The organism is Intrasporangium sp. (assembly GCF_035688975.1).
Taxonomy (GTDB): Bacteria; Actinomycetota; Actinomycetes; order Actinomycetales; family Dermatophilaceae; genus CALMNV01.
The window spans coordinates 25,922-46,037 of the sequence record NZ_DASSMH010000010.1; the positions used below are offsets into that span (position 1 = coordinate 25,922).

Here is a 20,116-nt window from a genome sequence, read left to right on the forward strand (position 1 = left end):
GCCGCGCCCACGGGACCTCCTAGACTCCACCGTATGCCGGTCACCCACGCAAGTGTGTCCCGGGGCTCCGTGAGCCCCCGCCGTGCCGTCCCCGCCTCGATCGAGCGCCCGCACTACGTCGACCGGCCCAACCCGCGGGAGGACGGCGACCTGCGGATCAAGGACGCCGAGACGATCGAGCGGATGCGCATCGCCGGACGCATCGCGGCCCGGGCGATGCAGGCGGCGGCGGAGCGCATCGCGCCCGGCGTCACGACGGACGAGCTCGACCGGGTCGCCCACGAGTACCTGCTCGACCACGGCGCCTACCCCTCGACCCTGGGCTACAAGGCGTTTCCCAAGTCGCTGTGCACGAGCGTCAACGAGGTCATCTGCCACGGCATCCCGGACAGCCGCCCGCTCGAGGACGGCGACATCGTCAACCTCGACGTCACGGCATACATCCACGGCGTCCACGGCGACACCGACGCCACCTACCTGGTGGGCGACGTCGCGGAGGAGTCGCGGCTGCTCGTCGAGCGCACGCACGAGGCGATGATGCGCGGCATCCGGGCCGCGCGGCCGGGCCGCGAGGTCAACGTCATCGGCCGGGTCATCGAGAGCTACGCCAGGCGCTTCGGCTACGGGGTGGTGCGCGACTTCACCGGCCACGGGATCGGGCTCGAGTTCCACTCCGGCCTGGTCATCCCGCACTACGACGCGGCACCGGCCTACGACACCGTCATCGAGCCGGGCATGACCTTCACCATCGAGCCGATGCTCAACCTCGGCGGCCCCGAGTGGGAGATGTGGGACGACCGGTGGACCGTCGTGACCAGGGACCGGTCGCGGTCGGCACAGTTCGAGCACACCATCGTCATCACCGAGGACGGCAACGAGATCCTCACCCTCCCGTAGGGTGGCCGCACGTCCACGGCATCCGCCCCTCCACCGCACGAAGGAAACGGCACAGACATGGGCAAGAAGGGCACCCCGCTCGGCATCGACATCGGCGGCAGCGGCATCAAGGGCGCACCGGTCGACCTCAAGGGTGGCAAGCTCGCCACCTCTCGGCTCAAGATCGCGACCCCGCAGCCGGCGACGCCGGAGGCGGTGGCCGACGTCGTGGACCAGATCGTCGACCACTTCGCCGCACAGACCCGGGACGCTCCCATCGGTGTCACCGTGCCGGCCGTCGTCATCCACGGCACCGTGCTGTCCGCGGCCAACATCGACCCGTCGTGGGTCGACACGGACGCCCAGGCCCTCATCAAGAAGCACACGGGCCGCGAGGTGACCGTCGTCAACGACGCCGACGCGGCGGGCGTCGCCGAGGTCCACTACGGCGCGGCGAAGGGCGTCCCCGGCCTGGTCCTGCTCACGACGCTCGGCACGGGCATCGGCTCGGCGCTCATCATGGACGGCGTCCTCGTGCCCAACTCCGAGCTCGGGCACCTCGAGATGGACGGCCACGACGCCGAGAAGGTCGCCGCCTCGTCCATCAAGGACAAGGAGGAGCTGTCCTGGGAGGAGTACATCGAGCGCCTGCAGCGCTACTACAGCATGGTCGAGCGCCTCTTCTCCCCCGACCTCATCGTCGTCGGTGGCGGCATCTCCAAGGAGGCCGACCTGTTCCTGCCCCACCTGCGCCTGCGGGCGCCCATCGTGCCGGCCGCCCTGCGCAACTCCGCGGGCATCGTGGGGGCCGCCCGGCTGGCCGCCGACCTCGCCCGCCACGCCTGAGCCGTCGCTGCGCCGTCAGTCGCGGGACAGCGTCGCGAGCAGCTCGGGTGCCCGACGGTCGTAGAGGGCGGCGCCGGCCCGCAGGCCGGCGACGAGGTATGCCGCGCCGAGCAGCGCGCCGCCTGCAGCCGCGCCCCAGCCCGCCGCGGCGCTCCCCCACCAGGCGAGGAGGGCGAGGACGAGCGTCGGCGCGGCCAGCAGGGCCATGCCCATGCCGGCGATCGTCTGGGACACGAGGGTCGCGCCCGTCGCGCCGGGCGGGCTGCTGAACGGGCTGTCCCCGGGCTTGGGCACGGCATACGGCAGGGCCACGCTCATCAGGCAGGAGATGCCGTAGCCCGAGCCGAGCAGGACGAGCGACAGCCCGACCGTCGCGGGCAGCAGGTCGGGGCGACCAGCGAGCCACGTCCCGAGCACGGCGTACGCCGGGACGAGGACGACCGACAGCAGGGCGGTGGGCACCAGCCGGCCGAGGCGGTCGGCCCGCCCCGGGACGCCGGCGGCGACGTGGAGCCAGAAGGCCGTGGAGTCGTAGGACACCGAGTTGTGCTCGCTGAAGCCGAGGAGGAAGGCGGCGAGCGGTGCCATGAGCAGGGCGGTCCACGGCGCACCGGCCACGTGCTGCGGCACGAGGAGCGCGAGCGGCAGCACCGGGGTGAGGACCAGGCTGGCCTGGTAGCGGGGGTCGCGGCGCCAGTAGGTCAGCAGGCGGGCCGCGACGGCGCCGGTGGCGCCGTCGGGCACCCGGCGAAAGGCGCCGAGGTCGTCGGCGGCCGACACGGCCTGTGACCGCGCCACCAGCCGGGGGTTCTCCACCTGCTTGCGCAGCGCCCGCGCCCACGCCGTGCCCACCGCGGCCAGGACGCCGACGCCGAGGGCGAGCCGCCCCAGACCCGTGGCGGGGTGGCCGGAGGCGACGTCGCCCGGGGCGGCCCAGACCCAGCCCAGGGGCGTCCACCCGACGGCTCGGGCCACCGACGAGAGGGTGTCCATCGACCGCTCGCCCAGCGAGCCGAGCAGCGACACCGCCGGGCCCAGCGTCACGACGACGACGAGGCCCACGACGGCGGCCACGTCGCGGCCACGGCGGCTGACCATGGCGGAGGTGGCGGCGGCCGAGAGCCACCGGCTCGTCGTGACGCACGTGAGCACCCCCACCGCCGCAGCGAGGAGGGCGACGAGCGTGGCCGCGACCGAGTGCGACCACGCGACGACGGTCGCCGCGGCAAGCACGCTCGTTGCGATCGCGGGGAGGCTCACCAGCCCCGCGAGGACGAGGCCGACAGCCAGCTGTCGATACGGGATGGCGAACGTCGCGAAGCGTCCCGGGTCGAGCGTGGGGTCCGAGCCGAAGGCGAGGAGCGGCACGAGCGACCAGAGCACGACGGCGACGGCCCCGCCCAGGGGGATCACCGTCAGGGCGAGCTCGAGCGAGCCGCGCAGCGCGCCGACGGCGACGGCGAGGAGCAGCACGAGCCCGCCGAAGTAGAGGACGCCGACGATGGCGCCGATGGCCTGGGCCCGGCTGCGGCGGAAGATGTTGCGCAGCAGCGCCAGCTTCAGTCGGACGAGGTGTGCAACCACGCGAGCCCCTCCGCCACCGTCGTGCCACCGACGAGCTCGACGAAGCGGTCCTCGAGCGTGCCGCCGCCGCGCACCTCGTCGGTCCGGCCGGCCGCGAGCACCGACCCGTCTGCGATGACCGCCACGTGCGAGCACGTCCGCTCGACGAGGTCCATGACGTGGCTCGAGAGCACGACCGTGCCGCCGGTGTCGACGACGCCTTCGAGGATGTGCCGGATCGTCGCAGCGGAGACCGGGTCGACCGCCTCGAACGGCTCGTCGAGGACGAGCACCCGGGGGCCGTGCACGAGCGCGCACGCGAGCGTGACCTTCTTGGTCATGCCCGCCGAGTAGTCGACGACGAGCTTTCCGGCTGCGTCGGACAGGCCGAGCGCGGCGAGCAGGAGGGTGGCCCGCTCGGCGGCGAGGTCGCGGGGTAGGCCGCGCAGCAGCCCGGCATACGTCACGAGCTGGAAGCCGGTGAGGCGGTCGAAGAGCCGCAGCCCGTCCGGCAGGATGCCGAGGAGCTTCTTGGTCCCCACGGGGTCGGCCCACACGTCGCGGCCGAGGACGAACGCGTGGCCGACGTCGGGCCGGAGCAGGCCGGTCACCATCGACAGGGTCGTCGTCTTGCCCGCGCCGTTGGGGCCGACGAGGCCGAAGAACGAGCCCCGTGGGACGTCGAGGTCGATGCTGCGCACGGCGATGACGTCCCCGAAGCGCTTGCCGAGGCCGCGGATGGCGATCGCCGGCCCTGCCGCCGGGGCGCCGCGGGGTGGAGGCAGGCTCACAACTGGACGGACTCGCCGTCGGCGACCATGCGCACGGTCAGCCCGTCGACGCCGGCGAACTTCTCGATGTGGCCGGCATACATGGCGTGCCCACGGTCCGACAGGAGCGCGTCGTGGATCGGCACGACGGTGCGCGGACGGATCCGGCCCACGAAGGCGATGGAGTCCCGGCTCGCCGCCCACGGGGCGTTGAGGGGGTGGGCGAGCACGTCGACCTCACCCGGCTCTGCGTCGTAGGCGTCGCCGGGGTGGAAGAGGCTCGGCTCCCCCGCCGCGCGCAGGACGAGCCCGACGTTCGGGATCTGTGGCATCGCGACGTGGTTGAAGGCATGCAGCGCGCCCACCGGCGTCACCGTGACGTCGCCGACGGCGAAGTCCTCCCCCTCCCGCGTGGGCACGGCCCGCAGGCCCTGCTCCGCGAGCGTCTCCGCGGTGAGGGGGTCGGTGTGCACGGGCGTGTCGGCGTGGGCGCGGACGAGGGACGGCCCCCGCTCGGGGTCGAAGTGGTCCGGATGGTTGTGCGTGACGAGGATGGCGTCCAGGCGGCCGAGGTCCTCGAACCCGGCGGAGAAGTTGCCCGGGTCGATGAGCAGGCGGCGGTCGGCCATCTCCACGAGCAGGCAGGAATGTCCGAGGTGGGTCAGGCGCATGTCCTCAACCTAACCCAGCGCCTCGGCCCGTCGATACGATCCACAGGTGGATCCGTCGCGGTGGTTTCTCGGTCCCGGTGAGCGGGGCAACGCCGCCACGCGGCTCGACTCGCGCCACCCCGGCGCCCTGCCGTGGAGCGAGGGCAACCTCGTGCGCCCGCTCGTGCACGGGGCCGGCTACTTCGCCGAGCTGACGCGGCGTCTCGCCGCCATGCGGGCCGGTGACCTCCTGCTCTTCGTCGACTGGCGCGGCGACCCGGACGAGCGGCTCGTCGGCACCGACGGCAGCGAGGTCGCCCGGGTCCTCGCGGACGCGGCCCGGCGGGGTGTCGCCGTCCATGGCCTCGTGTGGCGCTCGCACTGGGACAAGTTCGCCTTCTCCGCGGAGGAGAACCGGCACCTCGAGGAGGACGTCAACGCCGCCGGGGGATGCTGCGTGCTCGACATGCGGGTGCGCACCGGCGGCTCGCACCACCAGAAGTTCGTCGTCCTGCGCCACCCCGGCCGACCGGACGACGACGTGGCGTTCGTCGGCGGGATCGACCTGTGCCACAGCCGTCGCGACGACGCCACCCACGACGGAGACCCCCAGCCGCAGACGATGGCCTCGGTCTACGGGGACCGGCCACCCTGGCACGACATCCAGCTCATGATCACGGGCCCGGCGGTCGGCGACGTCGAGACCGTCTTCCGCGAGCGCTGGGAGGACCCGCAGCCTCTCAGCCGGTCACCGCTGCGCCGGGTCTCCGACCACATCCACGGGGACCGGGAGTCATGCCCGGCGCTGCCGCCGCAGCTGCCGGACCCCGCCCCGACCGGGCCGCACCCGGTGCAGCTGCTACGCACGTATCCCCGGCGGCTGGGCGGCTACCCCTTCGCGCCCGACGGCGAGCGCAGCGTGGCGCGCGGCTACCGCAAGGCGATCCGCCAGGCCCGCCGCCTGGTCTACATCGAGGACCAGTACCTCTGGTCTCCGCAGGTGGCGACGCTGCTGGCGGCCGCCCTGCGCCGCGAGCCCGGCCTGAGGCTCCTCGCGGTGCTTCCCCACTTCCCCGACCAGGACGGCCGGATCGCCTTGCCGCCCAACGTCGTCGGGCGAGAGCGGGTCATCGACCAGCTGTCCGCCGCCGCGCCGGGTCGGGTCGGCTGCTACGGCATCGAGAACGCCGCCGGCACGCCCATCTACGTCCACGCCAAGACGTGCATCCTCGACGACGAGTGGGCGGCCGTGGGCTCCGACAACTTCAACCGCCGCTCGTGGACCCACGACTCCGAGCTGTCCGCGGCGGTGGCACACCCGGACTACGCGCGGGACCTGCGGGCCACCCTCGCCCGCGAGCACCTCGGCCTGGGCGAGAGGGAGCCGGTGCCCGACGTCGACGACGTCTTCGAGGCGTATGCCGCCGCCGCCCGGCGACTGCAGGCGTGGCACGACGGCGGACGGCGCGGGCCCCGGCCCCCCGGGCAGCTGCGCCCTCTCACCCGCCTGCCGATGGGTCGGCTCACCCGGGCCTGGGCCGCCCCGCTCTACCGGCTGGCCTTCGACCCCGACGGCCGTCCCCTCCAGCTGCGGCTGCGCGGCGGGATGTGACCGGCGGGATGTGACCGGCGACATGCTGCAGCTCCCTTGGTGCGGTGAGCGGGCCGACGTGGCGGTCTTCGTCGTTTCCGCCGCGGCGGGCCGCGGACGCCCGTAAGGTCCACCTCGGGGAAAGAACGACATGCTGGGGGGCATGGATGAGTACTGACATGCGGACTGGGTGGTTCTATGTCGGCAACGGGCAGCTGCGCTATCGCACGGCTGCCGGGTGGACCGACGACTACAAGCCGGCCGACTACTACCAGCCCGACGAGGCGTACCCGCCGAGGAGCGCACCGGCACCGGCGCGGCGGTCGTTCGCGGGCTCAGCCACGGCCGGGCTGGCCGTGCTGCTGGTCCTCGTCGGCGCCGTCGCCGCCGGACTCCTGCTCGTCACCCACGCCTGAGGGTGCCGCGGCCTGTGTGCGATCGGCCGTGCCCTGACGCGGACGAGTGCACACGGCGCGCCCGGAGGCCCTCTGGTGCGGGCGACCCGCCCGGGCGAAAGGGGCCACTCGAGCCACGGCCGACCCCCTCGAGTGGCCACTTCCGTGCACCCACTCCCGCGCAAAAGTGGCCACTCGAGCCACGGGCGACCCCGCGACCCCGTCGAGTGGCCACTTCCGCACACGCCCCGCATCAGAGCCGCTCGAGCGTCGCCGGGTCGCGCTCACCCTCGAAGTACTGGTCGAGGACGTCCTCGAATGCCGTTCGCTGCCAAGGCTGCTCGGCCGCCCGCGCGAAGAGCGTCATCGACGAGCGCAGCTTCTGCGCGTCGACCGGCCCGAGCACCTCATCCGGATCATGCGTGGGCAGGCCGGCGAGCACCCGCGCGCACTCGACGAGCCGCGCGCCGAGGATCGGGTGCGCGAGGTAGGCGCGCGCCTCCGCGAGGCCCGACACGGCATACCGCTGCGCGGTCGGGCTCCGACCGAGCCCGGACACCTGGGGGAAGACGAACCACATCCAGTGGCTGTGCTTGTGCCCGGCACGCAGCTCGGCAAGGGCGGCGTCATACGTGCCCCCGGTGTCCTGTGCGGAGAGAAAGCGCTCGAGGTCAAAGGGATCGGCCATCCCTCCATGGTGCCTCGTGCGACAGGCCGTGTCCGCCCCGCGACCATGGGGCGGCACAAGAGGAACGCGGGCAGCCGCGTCCGGTGCCGGAGTGGAAGGAGCGCGCCATGACCGTGGCGCAGGTGCTCGACCCCCTCGTCCGCGCGACGCTCGGTGATGCGCTGCCGGTGCGCGTCGACTGCTGGGACGGCAGCGCGTGCGGTCCGGCGGACGCGCCGCTGCACGTGCGCTTTGCGTCGCGGCGCGCGTTGCGCCGGCTGCTCTGGGCTCCGAACGAGCTCGGCTTCGCCCGCGCCTACGTCTCCGGCGACGTCGTCATCGAGGGCGGTCTCCTCGACGCCCTCGACCTGCTGGAGCAGGTCGCCGACCCGGCCCGGGGCCCGGGGGTGCACGTCGGCCGGGACACCGTCACCGCGATCGTGAGGGCGGTGCTGCGGCTCGGCGCGCTCGGTCCTCCCCCACGCCCGCCCGCGGAGGAGATCCGGCTCTCCGGACGTCGGCACACGCGGCGGCGCGATGCCCGAGCCGTGTCGTCGCACTACGACGTCGGCAACGACTTCTACGCCCTCGTGCTGGGCCCGTCCATGGTCTACTCGTGCGCCTACTTCGAGCAGGAGCCTTCTGCGGCATACGGTCTCGAGGACGCGCAGCGCGCCAAGCTCGACCTCGTGGCCCGCAAGCTGGGGCTCCGCCCGGGCATGCGGCTGCTCGACGTCGGATGCGGCTGGGGATCCTTCGTCCTCCACGCGGCGCGCCACCACGGCGTCCGGGCCGTCGGGGTGACCGTGTCCCAGGAGCAGGCGCGGCTCGCCCGGGAGCGGGTGGCGGCAGCCGGGCTGGCAGACCGCGTCGAGATCCGCCTGCAGGACTACCGCGAGGTCACGGACGGGCCGTATGACGCCATCGCCAGCATCGGCATGGCCGAGCACGTCGGGCTCGCTCACCTGCCGACGTATGCCGAGCGGCTGCACGCGCTGCTCGCACCAGGGGGCCGGCTGCTCAACCATGCCATCGCCCGGCGCCCCGGTCCGCCGGGCCACCCGCGGGGCAACCGGACGTCCTTCATCGACCGCTACGTCTTCCCCGACGGGGAGCTGGTGCCGCTTGCCACGATGGTGGACGCGCTGGAGACGGCGGGGCTGGAGGTGCGACACGTCGAGTCACTGCGCGAGCACTACGCGGACACCCTCCGGGCGTGGGTTGCCAACCTCGAGCGCGACTGGGACCGCGCCTGCGCGCTGTCGAGCCCGGGCCGGGCACGGGTGTGGCGCCTCTACCTCGCCGGCTCGGCGCTCGCGTTTGCCGCGGGCCGGATCGGCGTCAACCAGGTGCTCGCGGTGCGGCCCCGACCGGGCGGTGGCAGCGGTATGCCGCGCACGTGGCACCAGCTGCTCGGAGGCGGCAGCGGGCCGGCGGTTTCCTCGGCCGACGCAACCGGGGCGCATGGCACACTGCAGGCACCCGTTCCCCCGACGCAGGAGTGACCGCCGTGGCCACCGCCCCCTCCCCCACGCTGCTCGAGCTGGCCCGAGTCCATCGGGTGGACACGGACTACTACGACTGGCAGGGCGCGCACGTCATGGTCGGGGCGGAGACGATCCGCGCCGTGCTGGCCGCCCTCGGTGTCGAGGCGGAGACCGACGAGGCGGCGGAGCGCTCGCTCCGCGAGTTCGGCGACCGCACCTGGCGACGCACGCTCCCGCCCACGGTCGTGTGCCGGGAGGGCTGGACGCCGTGGGTCGCCGCGCACGTCCCGCACGGCACGGACATCTGGCTGGAGCTCGAGCTGGAGGACGGCAGCCGCCGAGCGGCGCGGCAGGTCGACCGCCTGGTCGAGCCCCACGAGATCGACGGCACGCTCGTCGGCGAGGCCACCTTCGAGCTGCCCGGTGACCTGCCGCTCGGCTGGCACGTCCTGCGGGCGCACGTCGCCGGCGCTGAGCAGGGCGCCGACCCCACCGCTCGCGCGACGGTCGTCGTCACACCGGGCACGCTCACCCTGCCGCCGGCGCTGCGCCGGGGCCGGGTCTGGGGTGTCATGGAGCAGGTCTACCAGGTGCGCTCGGACCGGTCCTGGGGCGTCGGGGACCTGTCCGACCTCGCCGAGCTGTCCGCGTGGGCAGGCGACGAGCTCGGTGCCGACTTCGTGCTCGTCAACCCCCTCCACGCCGCGGAACCCGTTGCGCCCATGGAGCCTTCGCCCTACCTGCCGACCTCCCGAAGGTTCGCCAACCCGATCTACCTGCACGTCGAGGACGTGCCCGAGCTGCGTCAGGTCACCGGTCAGGCGCGGGCGCGCATCACGCGGCTTGCGGCCAGGGCACGTGCCCTCACGGCGCACGACACCATCGACCGCGACGCCGCATGGGCGGCCAAGCGCGCGGCGCTGTGGGAGGTCTACCGCACCGGACTGACCGGCCGGCGAGCCCGTGACTTCGCCCGGTTCTGCCGCGCGGAGGGTGAGGGGCTCGAGCTGTTCGCCACGTGGTGCGCGCTGGCGGAGCGGCACGGGCTGCCCTGGCGGTCGTGGCCCGAGCAGTTGCAGCGGCCCCACTCCGCGGCCGTCGCCGCGTTCCGCGAGGAGCAGCGCGAGACCGTCGACTTCCACCGGTGGCTCCAGTGGCTGCTGCGCGCCCAGCTGGCCGGCGTGCAGCGGGATGCCCGCGGGGCGGGGATGTCGATCGGGGTCGTCCACGACCTCGCGGTGGGCGTCAACCCCGGCGGCGCGGACGCGTGGGCGCTCGCCGACGCACTGGCGCAGGGGGTGACGGTCGGTGCGCCGCCGGACCAGTTCAACCAGGTCGGCCAGGACTGGAACCAACCGCCCTGGCGCCCGGACCGCCTCGCCGAGCTCGGCTATGAGCCTTACCGCGACATGCTCCGCTCAGTGCTGACCGACGCGGGCGGCATCCGGGTCGACCACATCATCGGCCTCTTCCGCCTCTGGTGGGTGCCGCAAGGGCACGTGCCCAGCGAGGGCACCTACGTGCGCTACGACCACGAGGCGCTCATCGGCATCCTCGTCCTCGAGGCGCAGCGCGCCGGCGCGCTCGTCGTCGGCGAGGACCTCGGCGTCGTGGAGCCGTGGGTGCGCGAGTACATGCGCGAGCGTGGACTGCTCGGCACCTCGATCCTCTGGTTCGAGTGGGATCCCGACGGGAGTCTGCTGCCCCCGGAGCGCTACCGCGAGCTGTGCCTGTCCACCGTGACGACGCACGACCTGCCCCCGACCGCGGGCTACCTCGCGCTGGCGCACGTCGCGCTGCGGGACCGCCTCGGGCTGCTCACGCGACCCGCCGAGGAGGAGCGAGCGGTCGAGGAGGCCGCCATCGCCAAGGTCCGCGCCGTGCTCGTGGAGCGAGGCCTGCTCGAGCAGGGCTCGGACATCCCGGCCACCGTCGAGGCCCTGCACCGCTTCCTCGGCCAGACGCCGTCACGAATGCTCGGAGTCGCCGTCACGGACCTCGTCGGCGACGTGCGCATCATCAACCAGCCGGGGACGCAGGACGAGTACCCGAACTGGCGCGTGCCGCTGGCGGGGCCCGACGGCATACCGGTGAAGCTCGAGCAGGTCATGGACTCGCCACTCGCCGCCCGGATCGCGGACGCCCTGCGCACCGCGCGGCGGACCCAGGGGTGACGGCCCGCCACGACCGTCAGAGCGGCTTGCCCCCGGTGACGGCGAGCACCTCCCCCGTGACGTAGCTCGACTCCTGCGACGCCATGAACACGTAGGCCGGGGCGAGCTCCGCCGGCTGACCGGCCCGCCCGAGCGGCACCTGCTCGCCGAAGCCCTCGACGTGGTCCTCGGGCATCGTCGCCGGGATCAGCGGCGTCCAGATCGGGCCGGGGGCGACGGAGTTCACGCGGATGCCCTTCGCGGCGAGCATCTGCGCGAGGCCCTTGGTGAAGTTGACGATGCCGGCCTTCGTAGTGGCGTAGTCGAGCAGCTCCGGCGACGGCTGTGACGACTGGATGGACGACGTGTTGATGATGCAGGCACCGGACTCCATGTGCGGCAGCGCCTTCTTGCACAGCCAGAACATCGCATAGAGGTTGGTCTTCATCACCCGGTCGAACTGCTCGGTCGTGATGTCCTCGATCCCACCGGGCTGGGCCATCTGGTATGCCGCGTTGTTGACGAGGATGTCGATGCGCCCGAGCTCCTCGACCGCGCGGTCGACGACCCGCTGGCACTGGTCCTCCTGCTGGATGTCGCCCGGACAGGTGACGGCCTTGCGGCCGGCCTGCTCGATGTGCTTGACCGTCTCCTGCGCGTCCTCCTCCTCGGACTCGAGGTAGGAGATGAGGACGTCGGCGCCCTCTCGGGCGAAGGCGATGGCGACCGCCCGCCCGATCCCGGAGTCGCCACCGGTGATGACGGCCTTCTTGCCCTGCAGCCGCCCGCTGCCACGGTAGCTCTCCTCCCCGTGGTCGGGCTTGTCGCGCATCTCGCCGGTGCGGCCGGGGTGCTCGAGCTGCTCGCCCTCGGTGTCCGGCTGCGGGTGCTGCTGCGTCGGGTCCTGCTTGGTGTACTGGTCCTCGGGCATCTCTCTCCTTGAGGCTCGGTCAGGGCCGGCGGCTCGGCTGCTCCTCCTCGCACCGGCGCACGCCCCCTACCCGGCCCGCAGCCGCCCCATGCGCGGAGGGTCGACGCCGACGCCTTCCCGTGTCCACAATGAACGATGCACAGAGGAGACCTCCAGCTCTCACGGCGAACGGTCCTGACAACTGCGGCCGCTTCCGCCCTCGTCGCCTTCACGGCCCCTGCAGCACCCGCTGCGGGGGCCGCGTCCGTCTCGTCCGGCCACCCGCGCCGTGTGCCCGAGACGGTCTCCCTGCCCGCCGGCTTCCGGCCGGAAGGGATCACCTCGGGTCCTGGCCTCACCTTCTACGTCGGCTCGGTGGCGGACGGCCGCATCGCCACCGGCAGCCTGCGCACCGGTGCGGTCCGGAACCTGCTGCCGGGCGCGACCGGACGGTCCCTCCGAGGCCTCTTCTGGGACCGGCGCACGGGACTCGTCTGGGCGGTCGGGAGCGTCGGGGACGTCGGTCACGTGTGGGCCGTGAACGGCCGGAGCGGGGCCGTGGTCTCCGACACCGTGGTGCCCGGTGCGAAGTTCCTCAACGACCTCGTCGTGACGCGGGACCGGGTCTGGGTCACGGACTCGATGGTCGACCGGCTCACGTGGATCCGGCTGGGTCCCCGGGGCCGACCGACGGGGACGCCTGCGCGCTCCTGCGCCTGCGTGGTGCCTGGCCGGCCGGCGACGGGATCGCCTTCAACGGCAACGGCATACGGCGACTGCCAGACGGTTCACTCGTGCTCAACAACAGTCGGGTGGGCGGACTGTGGAGAGTGAACCCCGCCACGGGGCGCACCACCGCCATCCCGGTCAGCGGCGGCCCGGGCATCACGAGCGGCGACGGGCTGGAGCTCGACGGGCGCGTCCTCTACAACGTGCGTGGCACCGGGACCGACGCCGTGTCGGTGCTGCTCCTCCGGCGGACCGACGACGGCTGGGCGGCTCGCTGGGCCGGTCAGCTCACCGACGACACCCTGGACGTGCCGTCGACGGCCACGCTGGCCGGCCGCTGGCTGTGGGCGGTCAACGCCCGCTTCGGTGTCGCATCCCCCGACACCGCCAGCTACTGGATCACCCGGCTGCCTGCGCGCCACCGGGAGGACGACGATGACGACCACGACGACTAGGTGCGGCTGACAGCCGACGCCGGATAGGGAGCAGGTCGACCCACGCGGTCACGGCGCCACCCGGGGAGGGCCCCCGGTGATCTGGAGGGTGAGGCGGTGCGGTCGGCGGCGCTGGCGCTGCGCGTCCCAGGCGTGGAGGAACAGGTGGTGGCCGCCGCCCACCGCGGACACGATGCTGCAGTGGCCGGGACCGATCAGGCCCGTGCTCTGGCTGGTGATGAACGGCCCGATCGCAGCGTCCTCGGTCCATTGCCCCTCCACCGAGGCCGCGCTCGCCGCCGCGACGCCGTAGCGGGGCGTCTGCCAGTTCCCCCCGGAATAGAGCAGCCAGTAGCGGTCGCCGTGGCGCACGACCGCCGGCCCCTCGAGGGTGTGCCAGTCATGCTGGGCGCCGTACAGCTGCCGGTCTCTGGCGTAGAGCTGCCAGTCCGCCGAGGCCCGCAGGATGATGCGGGGCTCACCCGCGAGCTCGGTCATCGTGCGGAGACGCTGCACGGCGATGACGGTCCCCGGCCGCGCTCCCTCGACGAGGTCGGTGGCGTAGAAGAGCCACCAGGTGCCGTCGACGTCCTGGAAGGGTGAGGGGTCGATCGCGAACGGCAGGTCCTCGGTGAGCGGCGGGCCGGCCTCGGTGAAGGGCCCGGTCGGCTCGACCGAGGAGGCGACCCGGATCTGGTGGCCCTGGTCCCCCATTCCCTGCGAGTAGTACATCCAGTACCGTCCACCGGCATACGCGACCTCGGGCGCCCACCACTCGGTGCCCGCTGGGGCGTCGGCGGGGATGACCAGCGCCCCTCCCGCGGGGCACCACACGTCGAGGTCGTCGCTGACGAGGGTCTGGAAGGCGCGCCCGCCCGGTCGCTCCGGCGAGGTTCCGTACATGACGAACCGTCCGTCCTGCGCCCGGATGACAAAGGGGTCGGCGCAGTACCCGTCCCACAGCGGTCGCTGCTGCGGCATGCGTTAGCCCTTCAGGCCACCGCGGGCGATGCCCTCGATGACGAAGCGCTGGCTGACGAGGAAGAGGATCAGCACTGGGATGCTCGCGATCGCGCCCCCCGCCATGATCGTTGCGTAGTCGGTGGTGTACGCGCTCTGCAGGGTCGACAGGCCGGGCTGGAGCGTCAGCCTTTCCGGGCTGAAGAGCACATACAGCGGCCACAGGAAGTCGTTCCAGTTCGCCAGGAAGGTCAGCAGCGCGAGGGTTGCCAAGGCGGGACGTGACAGCGGCACGATGACGGCGAGGAAGATCTTCCACCGGCTGGCGCCGTCCAGCAGGGCGGCCTCCTCCAGCTCGATGGGCAGGGAGAGGAAGAACTGCCGGAGGAAGAACACCCCGAAGGCCCCCGCGGCGCCCGGCACGACGACGGCCGTGAGACTGTCGAGCCACCCCAGCCTTGAGACGATGACGTAGTTGGGGATGAGCAGTGAGATCGGCGGGACGAACAGCGTGGCGAGGATCAGGGCGGTCAGGACCCGCTTGCCCGGGAAGGAGAGCCGAGCCAGGGCGTATGCCGCCATCGTCGCCACGGTGAGCACGAGCAGGGTCTGCGCGGTCGCCGCAGCCATGGAGTTGAGGAACCACTGGGCCACGGGGGTCTGGGGCGCCCGCAGGATGGTGGTGTAGCCCTCGACGCTGGGATCCCGCGGCAGCACGCTGAGGTCGGCCTGCGCGACCTCGCTCGTCGACTTCAGGGACGTCGTGGCGAGCCACAGCAGCGGCGTGAGGAACAGCAGCCCCACGAGGGCGAGGACGACCGCCTGCCACGGCACCCGCCTTCGCGCGCCCTGCGCGACCGTGACCGTGGGGTTCGCCGGCTCGCTCATCGCTTCTTCTCCTTGGGGTTCCGCTCGCGCAGGAACGACAGGCTGAGCAGGCTGATCGCCAGCAGCGCCACCGTGAGGACGGTGCTCATCGCCGAGGCGCTGCCCATCTTGAACTGACGCAGCCCCTCTTCACCGATCTGCATGATGGCGCTGCGCGTCTCGCGGCCCGGCTGGCCCTGGGTGATGAGATACGGCTGGCCGAAGACGTTGGCCGACGCGAGGATCGTGATGGTCAGGACGAAGACGGTGACCGGCCTCAGTCCCGGCAGGGTGACGTGCCGGAACTTGTGCCAGGCGCTGGCCCCGTCCAGCTCGGCCGCCTCGTAGAGCTCACTCGGGATGTCCTGCAGGCCGGCGAGGAAGATGACCATGTTGTATCCCGCGGTCCACCACACCGTCGGGACGACCAGCGCGAGCCAGACCCAGGGGGTGGCCGTCGTGAAGGGGATGCGATCCAGTCCCAGGGCGTCGAGGTAGTAGTTGAGCACGCCGACGTTCGGGTCGAGCAGGTAACGCCAGAGAAGCCCGACGACCGCCACCCCGAGGACGTAGGGGGCGAAGAAGACGGCCCGCACGGCGTTGCGCCCCCGGAACCTACGGTTGAGCGCCACGGCGAGCGCGAGCGGCACCACCATGAGCAGGGGGACGCTCAGCACGGTGAAGATGGCGGTCGCCCGCATGGCGGACCAGAACGGACCAGAGGTGACCGATCCCGGCGTGACGAGGTCGATGTAGTTCTTCAGGCCGACGAACGGCTTGCCGGGCAGGAGAAAGTCCCACTCGTGCAGGCTGATCCACAGTCCGTAGACGATGGGGGCCAGGATGAACGTGCCGAACAGCACGAGGTAGGGAGCGACGAAGAGCAGCGCGGTGCCGAGCCCGGCCCTGCTGACCGCCGGCTCCGGCCTGGGCCGCCGCCCCCCTCGCCGCGCCTGCGGCGGTGAGGAGGGCTGCACGACGGTGGCCATCTCAGGCCTGGTACTTCGCGCGGTTGTCCGCCAGCAGAGCGTCGGCCTTCTTCGCTGCGGCGTCGAGGGCGGCCTTGGCCTGGGCCTTGCCGAGGATGACCTCGTTGACGGCCGCCTCGAACGTCGGCGTCGTCACGTCACCGATGCCCGGCACCGCCGGCGGGAAGACGACGTTGGGCAGCTGCGCGGCCAGCGTCGACTGCACGGGCAGGGCGGAGAAGGCCGCCGACTCACGAACGCTGTTGCGGGCCGGGATCTGACCGGACTTGGCCCACTCGATGGACCGCTCGGAGACATAGGAGATGAAGGCGCGGGAGGCCGCCAGCTTGTTCTTGTCCTTGGTCGCCTGGGTGGTGACGACGAAGTTGTGGGAGCTGGCCCACGTCGCCGGCTTGTCGCCGATGGTCGGCAGCGCTGCGGCGCCCCACTTCAGCCCGTTGACCTTCGCCCACTCGTTCATCATCCAGATGCCGTCCCACGTGAGGGAGTTGCGCTGCTGCCGGAACGCCTGCGCCTGGGCGTCGTTGGAGACGTTCGCCGGGCTGGCGCCGTTGGTGATGAAGCTGCGGAGCCACTCGAGGGACTCCACCCCCGCGTCGGAGTTGAAGGTTGCCTTGCCGCCCTCGGCGTCGTAGATGCTGCCGCCGAACTGGGCCACCAGGGCAGTGAACATCAGGTGGGCCGGCCAGGTGGCGGTCACCCAGAAGGGCTGCTTGACCCCGCCGCCGGCCTGCAGCGCCTTGACGGCTGCCTCGAATCCCGCCCGGTCGGTGGGCAGCTTGTCGATCCCGGCCTTGCTCAGCTGGCCGGTGTTGGCGTAGAAGCCGAGCGGGTGGATGTCGAGCGGGATGCCGTAGCGCTTGTCCTGGTACACCCCCGCCTTCCACACGACGGGCGCGAAGTCGGACTCGGTGAGCTTGAGCCCGGACGCCACCTCGTCGAGGGGGATGATGACGCGCCGGGCGGCGTTGGTGGCCAGCTGGTCGATGTGCATGATGCCGATGTCCGGACCCGCCCCCGAGGCGACGGCATTCGGCACCTTGGCGTAGTAGTCCCCCCACTGCAGGGTGTTCATCGAGACCGTGACGGTGGGGTTGGCCTTGTTGAACTGCTCCACGAGCTGCCGCATGAACGGGCCGTCGCCACCGGTGAAGCCGTTCCAGAAGCTGAGGGCCACCTTGGGGCCGGTGTACGTGTCCCCCTGGCCGAAGGCACCGCTGGGGACACCGGCCCCGGGAGGCGTGCTGGAGCCCCCGCAGGCGGCCAGGGCGGTGGTGGCTCCAACGGCCGCGAGGGAGCCGAGGAAGAGTCGCCGAGACAGGGGTGACGACATCGGGGTAGGGGTCATGTGGTGCTTCTCCTTCGAAGGGGCGCCGAGGGCGCCGCGGGGGATATCAGGGCTGGGTCGTGCGGATGTCCAGTGCCGTCCAGGAGACCGGGGGAAGGCGGAGGCTGACGCACCCGTCTTGGACGTGCGCACCGCTGTCGACGTGCACGCCCACCCGGTCGGGCTCGTCGATCGTGTTGACCGCGCGCGGGTCGTCGTCGGCGAGCCGGAGGCACTCCTGCAGCGACGCCTCCGCGAACCCGCGCAGCTCGACGGTCACGTCGACGGCCTCCGTGGGGTTGCGGTTGACGAGGAAGACGGCTAGCTGGCCACTCGGTTCGTCCCAGGTGGCGGTGGCGTCGACGCTGTCCACCACCCCATGCACGGCCGTCTCGTGCGTGGCGCCTCTGGTCTGCGCCTGCAGCACCGTCCCGCGGGCTAGGCGGGCCGTCTGGGCGAAGGGGTGGTAGATCGTCTGGCGCCAGGCCGGCCCTGCGGGCTCGGAACGGATCAGGCCGATGACGTTGGCCAGCTGCGCCTGACACGCGATCTTGACGCGGTCAGCGTGGCGGATGAGCGTGTTGAGGAAGCCACCCACGGCCACCGCGTCGGCGACCGAGAAGGTGTCCTCGATCAGGCGCGGCGTCCGCTCGACATCGAGGTTGGTGTGTCCGGCGAAGTCCTGCTGGTACCAGACGTTCCACTCGTCGAAGGAGAGGTTGATCTTCTTGCGGCTGCGTCGGGTGGCGCCGATGTGGTCGGCCGTCGCGATGACGGACCGGATGAAGTGGTCCATGTCCACCGACGACGCGAGGAAGCTGGCGAGGTCGCCGTCGCGCTCCTCGTAGTAGGCGTGCAGGCTGATGTAGTCGACCGCGTCGTAGCAGTGCTCGAGAACCGTCGCCTCCCAGTAACCGAAGGTCGGCATGGCGCTGTTGGAGCTGCCGCACGCGACGAGCTCGATGTCCGGGTCCACCTGGCGCATCGCCTTGGCGGTCTCGAGCGCGAGCCGGCCATACTCCTGGGCGGTCTTGTGCCCCGTCTGCCAGGGACCGTCCATCTCGTTGCCGAGGCACCACAGCCGTATGCCGTGCGGCTTCGGGTGGCCGTGGCTCGCGCGGAGGTCGGACCACGCGGTGCCGCCCGGGTAGTTCGCGTATTCCAGGAGGTCGCAGGCCTCCTGCACCCCGCGGGTGCCGAGGTTCACCGCCAGCATGGGCTCGACACCGGTCCTGCGGGCCCAGCCGACGAACTCGTTGAGGCCGACCTCGTTGCTCTCCACACTGCGCCACGCGAGGTCCACCCGTGCCGGGCGCTCCTCGACCGGCCCCACCCCGTCCTCCCAGCGGTATCCGGAGACGAAGTTGCCACCCGGGTACCGCACGAGGGTGACGCCACCTTCGCGCGTCAGGCGCGCGACGTCTCCGCGGAAGCCGTGCTCGTCCGCCGAGGGGTGCTCCGGCTCGTAGATGCCCGTGTAGACACACCGGCCCATGTGCTCCACGAACGAGCCGAACACCCGCCGGTCGAGCTGCCCCACCGTGAAGGCCGGGTCGAGAACGATTCGGGTGCTGGGCAACTGTGCCTCCTGCGGTCGTCACGTCGGTGTGCACGCACAGGTATACAACGTTGTTCCAACGTTGTAAAGAGTGTGGCACCATGAAGGTCCAGCGCGAGGAAGTGGGTGATGGTGTTGCCGGTGCGGCTCCGTGACGTCGCCGAACACGCCGGTGTGTCGGTCAAGACCGTCTCGAACGTGGTGCACGGCCACCCGGCGGTGAGCCGGTCCATGCGGACCCGGGTCGAGGCCTCCATCGAGGCGCTCGGCTACCTGCCCAACATCTCGGCCCGGTCGCTGCGCACGGGCCGCAGCGGACTGATCGGTCTGGCCGTCCCCCGGATCAGCGACCCGTACTTCGCCGAGGTCGTCGCAGCGGTCATCGACGCCGCCGCGCAACGCGGCCTGTCAGTGCTGGTGGAGCAGACCGGAGGAGATGCAGGTCGGGAGACCGAAGTCCTCCACGGCCGGAGGCCCACCATCGTCGACGGGCTCATCTTCTCCCCCATCTCGGTCACCCAGGACGTGCTCGACCACGCGTCTCCGACCATCCCATTGATCCTGCTGGGCGAGCACCTGCTGGCGAGCCGCCGCTCGAGGGTGGCCGTCGACAACGTTGCCGCGTCCGATGAGGCGGTCAGCCACCTGCTGGCGCAGGGACGTCGCCGGATCGCAGCGGTGGGGGCCAAGCGAGGGTCGACGGCGGCGACGGCCGAACTGCGTCTGAGTGGCTACCGTCAGGCCCTTGCGCGGGGCGGCGTGGACCCGGACCACCGGCTGGAGGTGCCGGTCCACCAGTTCTCCCGTGAGGAGGGGGCCTCCGCCGTAGACCGGCTCGTCGATGACAAGGTGCCGTTCGACGCCCTCTTCTGCTTCAGTGACCTGATGGCTCTGGGCGCCCTGTCGGCCCTGCGCCGCCACGGGCTCGCCGTGCCGGACGAAGTGGCCGTCGTCGGCTTCGACAACGTGCCCGAAGGCCGGCACGCGACTCCCCCGCTCACCACCGTCGCCCCTGACCTCAACGTGCTCGCCGGCGCGGCCATCGGCCGCCTGGTGGAGCGTCTCGACGACCCCTCGGTGCCGGAGAGCGGGTCCATCGTCGTGCCCCACGCGTTGCTCGTGCGCGAGAGCGGCTGAGCCGCCGACGCAGGCCCGCGCGCGTCGAAGCCGGCCCGCGACGAAGCCGGCCCGCGACGAAGCCGGCGCGCGCCGAAGCAGGCGCGCCACGAAGCCGGCGCGCGGCAGAGGCCGGCGCGCACTGGAGGTCGTGGGCTTGGGCAGGGGCCAGCGACTGCGTGCCGTCGCGCCCAGGCGGCCCGGTGCCCTCGCTTGGCACCTCCGCCC

General features: G+C 72.2%; 19 protein-coding genes. 9 read left to right on the forward strand and 10 right to left on the reverse strand.

The genetic code is table 11. The features are described 5' to 3' along the window. The first annotated feature begins 33 nt into the window (after window positions 1-33). Together map and ppgK are read left to right on the forward strand one after the other, a co-directional pair. Window positions 34-897: a type I methionyl aminopeptidase gene (gene map / locus VFJ94_RS01020; RefSeq protein WP_325002304.1), complete on the forward strand. Its 864-nt coding sequence runs from the start codon at window positions 34-36 to the stop codon at window positions 895-897. 57 nt (window positions 898-954) lie between these two features. Continuing rightward, a complete protein-coding gene (ppgK, locus tag VFJ94_RS01025; RefSeq protein WP_325002305.1) occupies window positions 955-1,722 on the forward strand; it encodes a polyphosphate--glucose phosphotransferase in 768 nt (255 codons plus the stop codon). A gap of 15 nt (window positions 1,723-1,737) precedes the next feature. Here the strand turns inward: ppgK and VFJ94_RS01030 are convergent, their stop codons facing one another. From VFJ94_RS01030 to VFJ94_RS01040, 3 genes are read right to left on the reverse strand one after another with little or no spacing between them, the layout of a single operon-like run. Continuing rightward, window positions 1,738-3,306 (reverse strand): hypothetical protein, encoded by a 1,569-nt coding sequence (locus tag VFJ94_RS01030; RefSeq protein ID WP_325002306.1) that lies wholly within the window; start codon window positions 3,304-3,306, stop codon window positions 1,738-1,740. Beyond that, window positions 3,282-4,076 carry an ATP-binding cassette domain-containing protein gene (locus tag VFJ94_RS01035; protein ID WP_325002307.1) on the reverse strand — a complete coding sequence of 265 codons (795 nt, stop codon included), beginning with the start codon at window positions 4,074-4,076 and terminating at the stop codon, window positions 3,282-3,284. The genes VFJ94_RS01030 and VFJ94_RS01035 overlap by 25 nt, the downstream gene beginning before the upstream one ends. Beyond that, window positions 4,073-4,726: an MBL fold metallo-hydrolase gene (locus tag VFJ94_RS01040; RefSeq protein WP_325002308.1), complete on the reverse strand. Its 654-nt coding sequence runs from the start codon at window positions 4,724-4,726 to the stop codon at window positions 4,073-4,075. The genes VFJ94_RS01035 and VFJ94_RS01040 overlap by 4 nt, the downstream gene beginning before the upstream one ends. A 46-nt stretch (window positions 4,727-4,772) precedes the next feature. Between VFJ94_RS01040 and VFJ94_RS01045 the strand changes: the two genes are divergently transcribed. Both VFJ94_RS01045 and VFJ94_RS01050 read left to right on the forward strand, forming a co-directional pair. Beyond that, complete coding sequence (locus VFJ94_RS01045) at window positions 4,773-6,317, forward strand: phospholipase D family protein (protein ID WP_325002309.1); 1,545 nt, start codon at window positions 4,773-4,775, stop codon at window positions 6,315-6,317. 146 nt (window positions 6,318-6,463) lie between these two features. Beyond that, window positions 6,464-6,712, forward strand: coding sequence for a hypothetical protein (locus VFJ94_RS01050; protein ID WP_325002310.1), 249 nt, complete (start codon window positions 6,464-6,466; stop codon window positions 6,710-6,712). Window positions 6,713-6,944: 232 nt separating this feature from the next. Here the strand turns inward: VFJ94_RS01050 and VFJ94_RS01055 are convergent, their stop codons facing one another. Beyond that, window positions 6,945-7,379, reverse strand: coding sequence for a DUF1810 domain-containing protein (locus VFJ94_RS01055; RefSeq protein ID WP_325002311.1), 435 nt, complete (start codon window positions 7,377-7,379; stop codon window positions 6,945-6,947). A 107-nt stretch (window positions 7,380-7,486) separates the two neighbouring features. On the opposite strand from VFJ94_RS01055, the gene VFJ94_RS01060 reads away from it, so the two are divergent. Further along, on the forward strand, window positions 7,487-8,863 hold the full coding sequence (locus VFJ94_RS01060; protein ID WP_325002312.1) for a cyclopropane-fatty-acyl-phospholipid synthase family protein: 1,377 nt from the start codon (window positions 7,487-7,489) through the stop codon (window positions 8,861-8,863). 5 nt (window positions 8,864-8,868) lie between these two features. Beyond that, window positions 8,869-11,019 carry a 4-alpha-glucanotransferase gene (malQ, locus tag VFJ94_RS01065; protein ID WP_325002313.1) on the forward strand — a complete coding sequence of 717 codons (2,151 nt, stop codon included), beginning with the start codon at window positions 8,869-8,871 and terminating at the stop codon, window positions 11,017-11,019. A 16-nt stretch (window positions 11,020-11,035) separates the two neighbouring features. On the opposite strand, the gene VFJ94_RS01070 is transcribed toward malQ, so the two are convergent. Next, window positions 11,036-11,929: an SDR family oxidoreductase gene (locus VFJ94_RS01070; protein WP_325002314.1), complete on the reverse strand. Its 894-nt coding sequence runs from the start codon at window positions 11,927-11,929 to the stop codon at window positions 11,036-11,038. A 270-nt stretch (window positions 11,930-12,199) separates the two neighbouring features. On the opposite strand from VFJ94_RS01070, the gene VFJ94_RS01075 reads away from it, so the two are divergent. Together VFJ94_RS01075 and VFJ94_RS01080 are read left to right on the forward strand one after the other, a co-directional pair. Further along, complete coding sequence (locus VFJ94_RS01075; RefSeq protein WP_325002315.1) at window positions 12,200-12,742, forward strand: hypothetical protein; 543 nt, start codon at window positions 12,200-12,202, stop codon at window positions 12,740-12,742. Beyond that, window positions 12,739-13,092 carry a hypothetical protein gene (locus VFJ94_RS01080; protein ID WP_325002316.1) on the forward strand — a complete coding sequence of 118 codons (354 nt, stop codon included), beginning with the start codon at window positions 12,739-12,741 and terminating at the stop codon, window positions 13,090-13,092. The genes VFJ94_RS01075 and VFJ94_RS01080 overlap by 4 nt, the downstream gene beginning before the upstream one ends. 48 nt (window positions 13,093-13,140) lie before the next feature. Here the strand turns inward: VFJ94_RS01080 and VFJ94_RS01085 are convergent, their stop codons facing one another. Genes VFJ94_RS01085 through VFJ94_RS01105 form a run of 5 tightly spaced genes read right to left on the reverse strand, consistent with a single transcriptional unit; the run spans window position 13,141 to window position 18,793 of the window. Continuing rightward, on the reverse strand, window positions 13,141-14,052 hold the full coding sequence (locus tag VFJ94_RS01085; protein ID WP_325002317.1) for a glycoside hydrolase family 43 protein: 912 nt from the start codon (window positions 14,050-14,052) through the stop codon (window positions 13,141-13,143). 3 nt (window positions 14,053-14,055) lie between these two features. Beyond that, complete coding sequence (locus VFJ94_RS01090; protein ID WP_325002318.1) at window positions 14,056-14,919, reverse strand: carbohydrate ABC transporter permease; 864 nt, start codon at window positions 14,917-14,919, stop codon at window positions 14,056-14,058. After that, a complete protein-coding gene (locus VFJ94_RS01095; RefSeq protein ID WP_325002319.1) occupies window positions 14,916-15,887 on the reverse strand; it encodes a sugar ABC transporter permease in 972 nt (323 codons plus the stop codon). The genes VFJ94_RS01090 and VFJ94_RS01095 overlap by 4 nt, the downstream gene beginning before the upstream one ends. Window position 15,888: 1 nt before the next feature. Then, window positions 15,889-17,235, reverse strand: a complete 1,347-nt coding sequence (locus VFJ94_RS01100) for an ABC transporter substrate-binding protein (protein WP_325002320.1) — start codon at window positions 17,233-17,235, stop codon at window positions 15,889-15,891. A gap of 46 nt (window positions 17,236-17,281) precedes the next feature. Beyond that, a complete protein-coding gene (locus tag VFJ94_RS01105; protein ID WP_325002321.1) occupies window positions 17,282-18,793 on the reverse strand; it encodes an alpha-N-arabinofuranosidase in 1,512 nt (503 codons plus the stop codon). 108 nt (window positions 18,794-18,901) lie between these two features. On the opposite strand from VFJ94_RS01105, the gene VFJ94_RS01110 reads away from it, so the two are divergent. Further along, window positions 18,902-19,909, forward strand: a complete 1,008-nt coding sequence (locus VFJ94_RS01110; RefSeq protein WP_325002322.1) for a LacI family DNA-binding transcriptional regulator — start codon at window positions 18,902-18,904, stop codon at window positions 19,907-19,909. The last annotated feature ends 207 nt before the right edge of the window (window positions 19,910-20,116 follow it).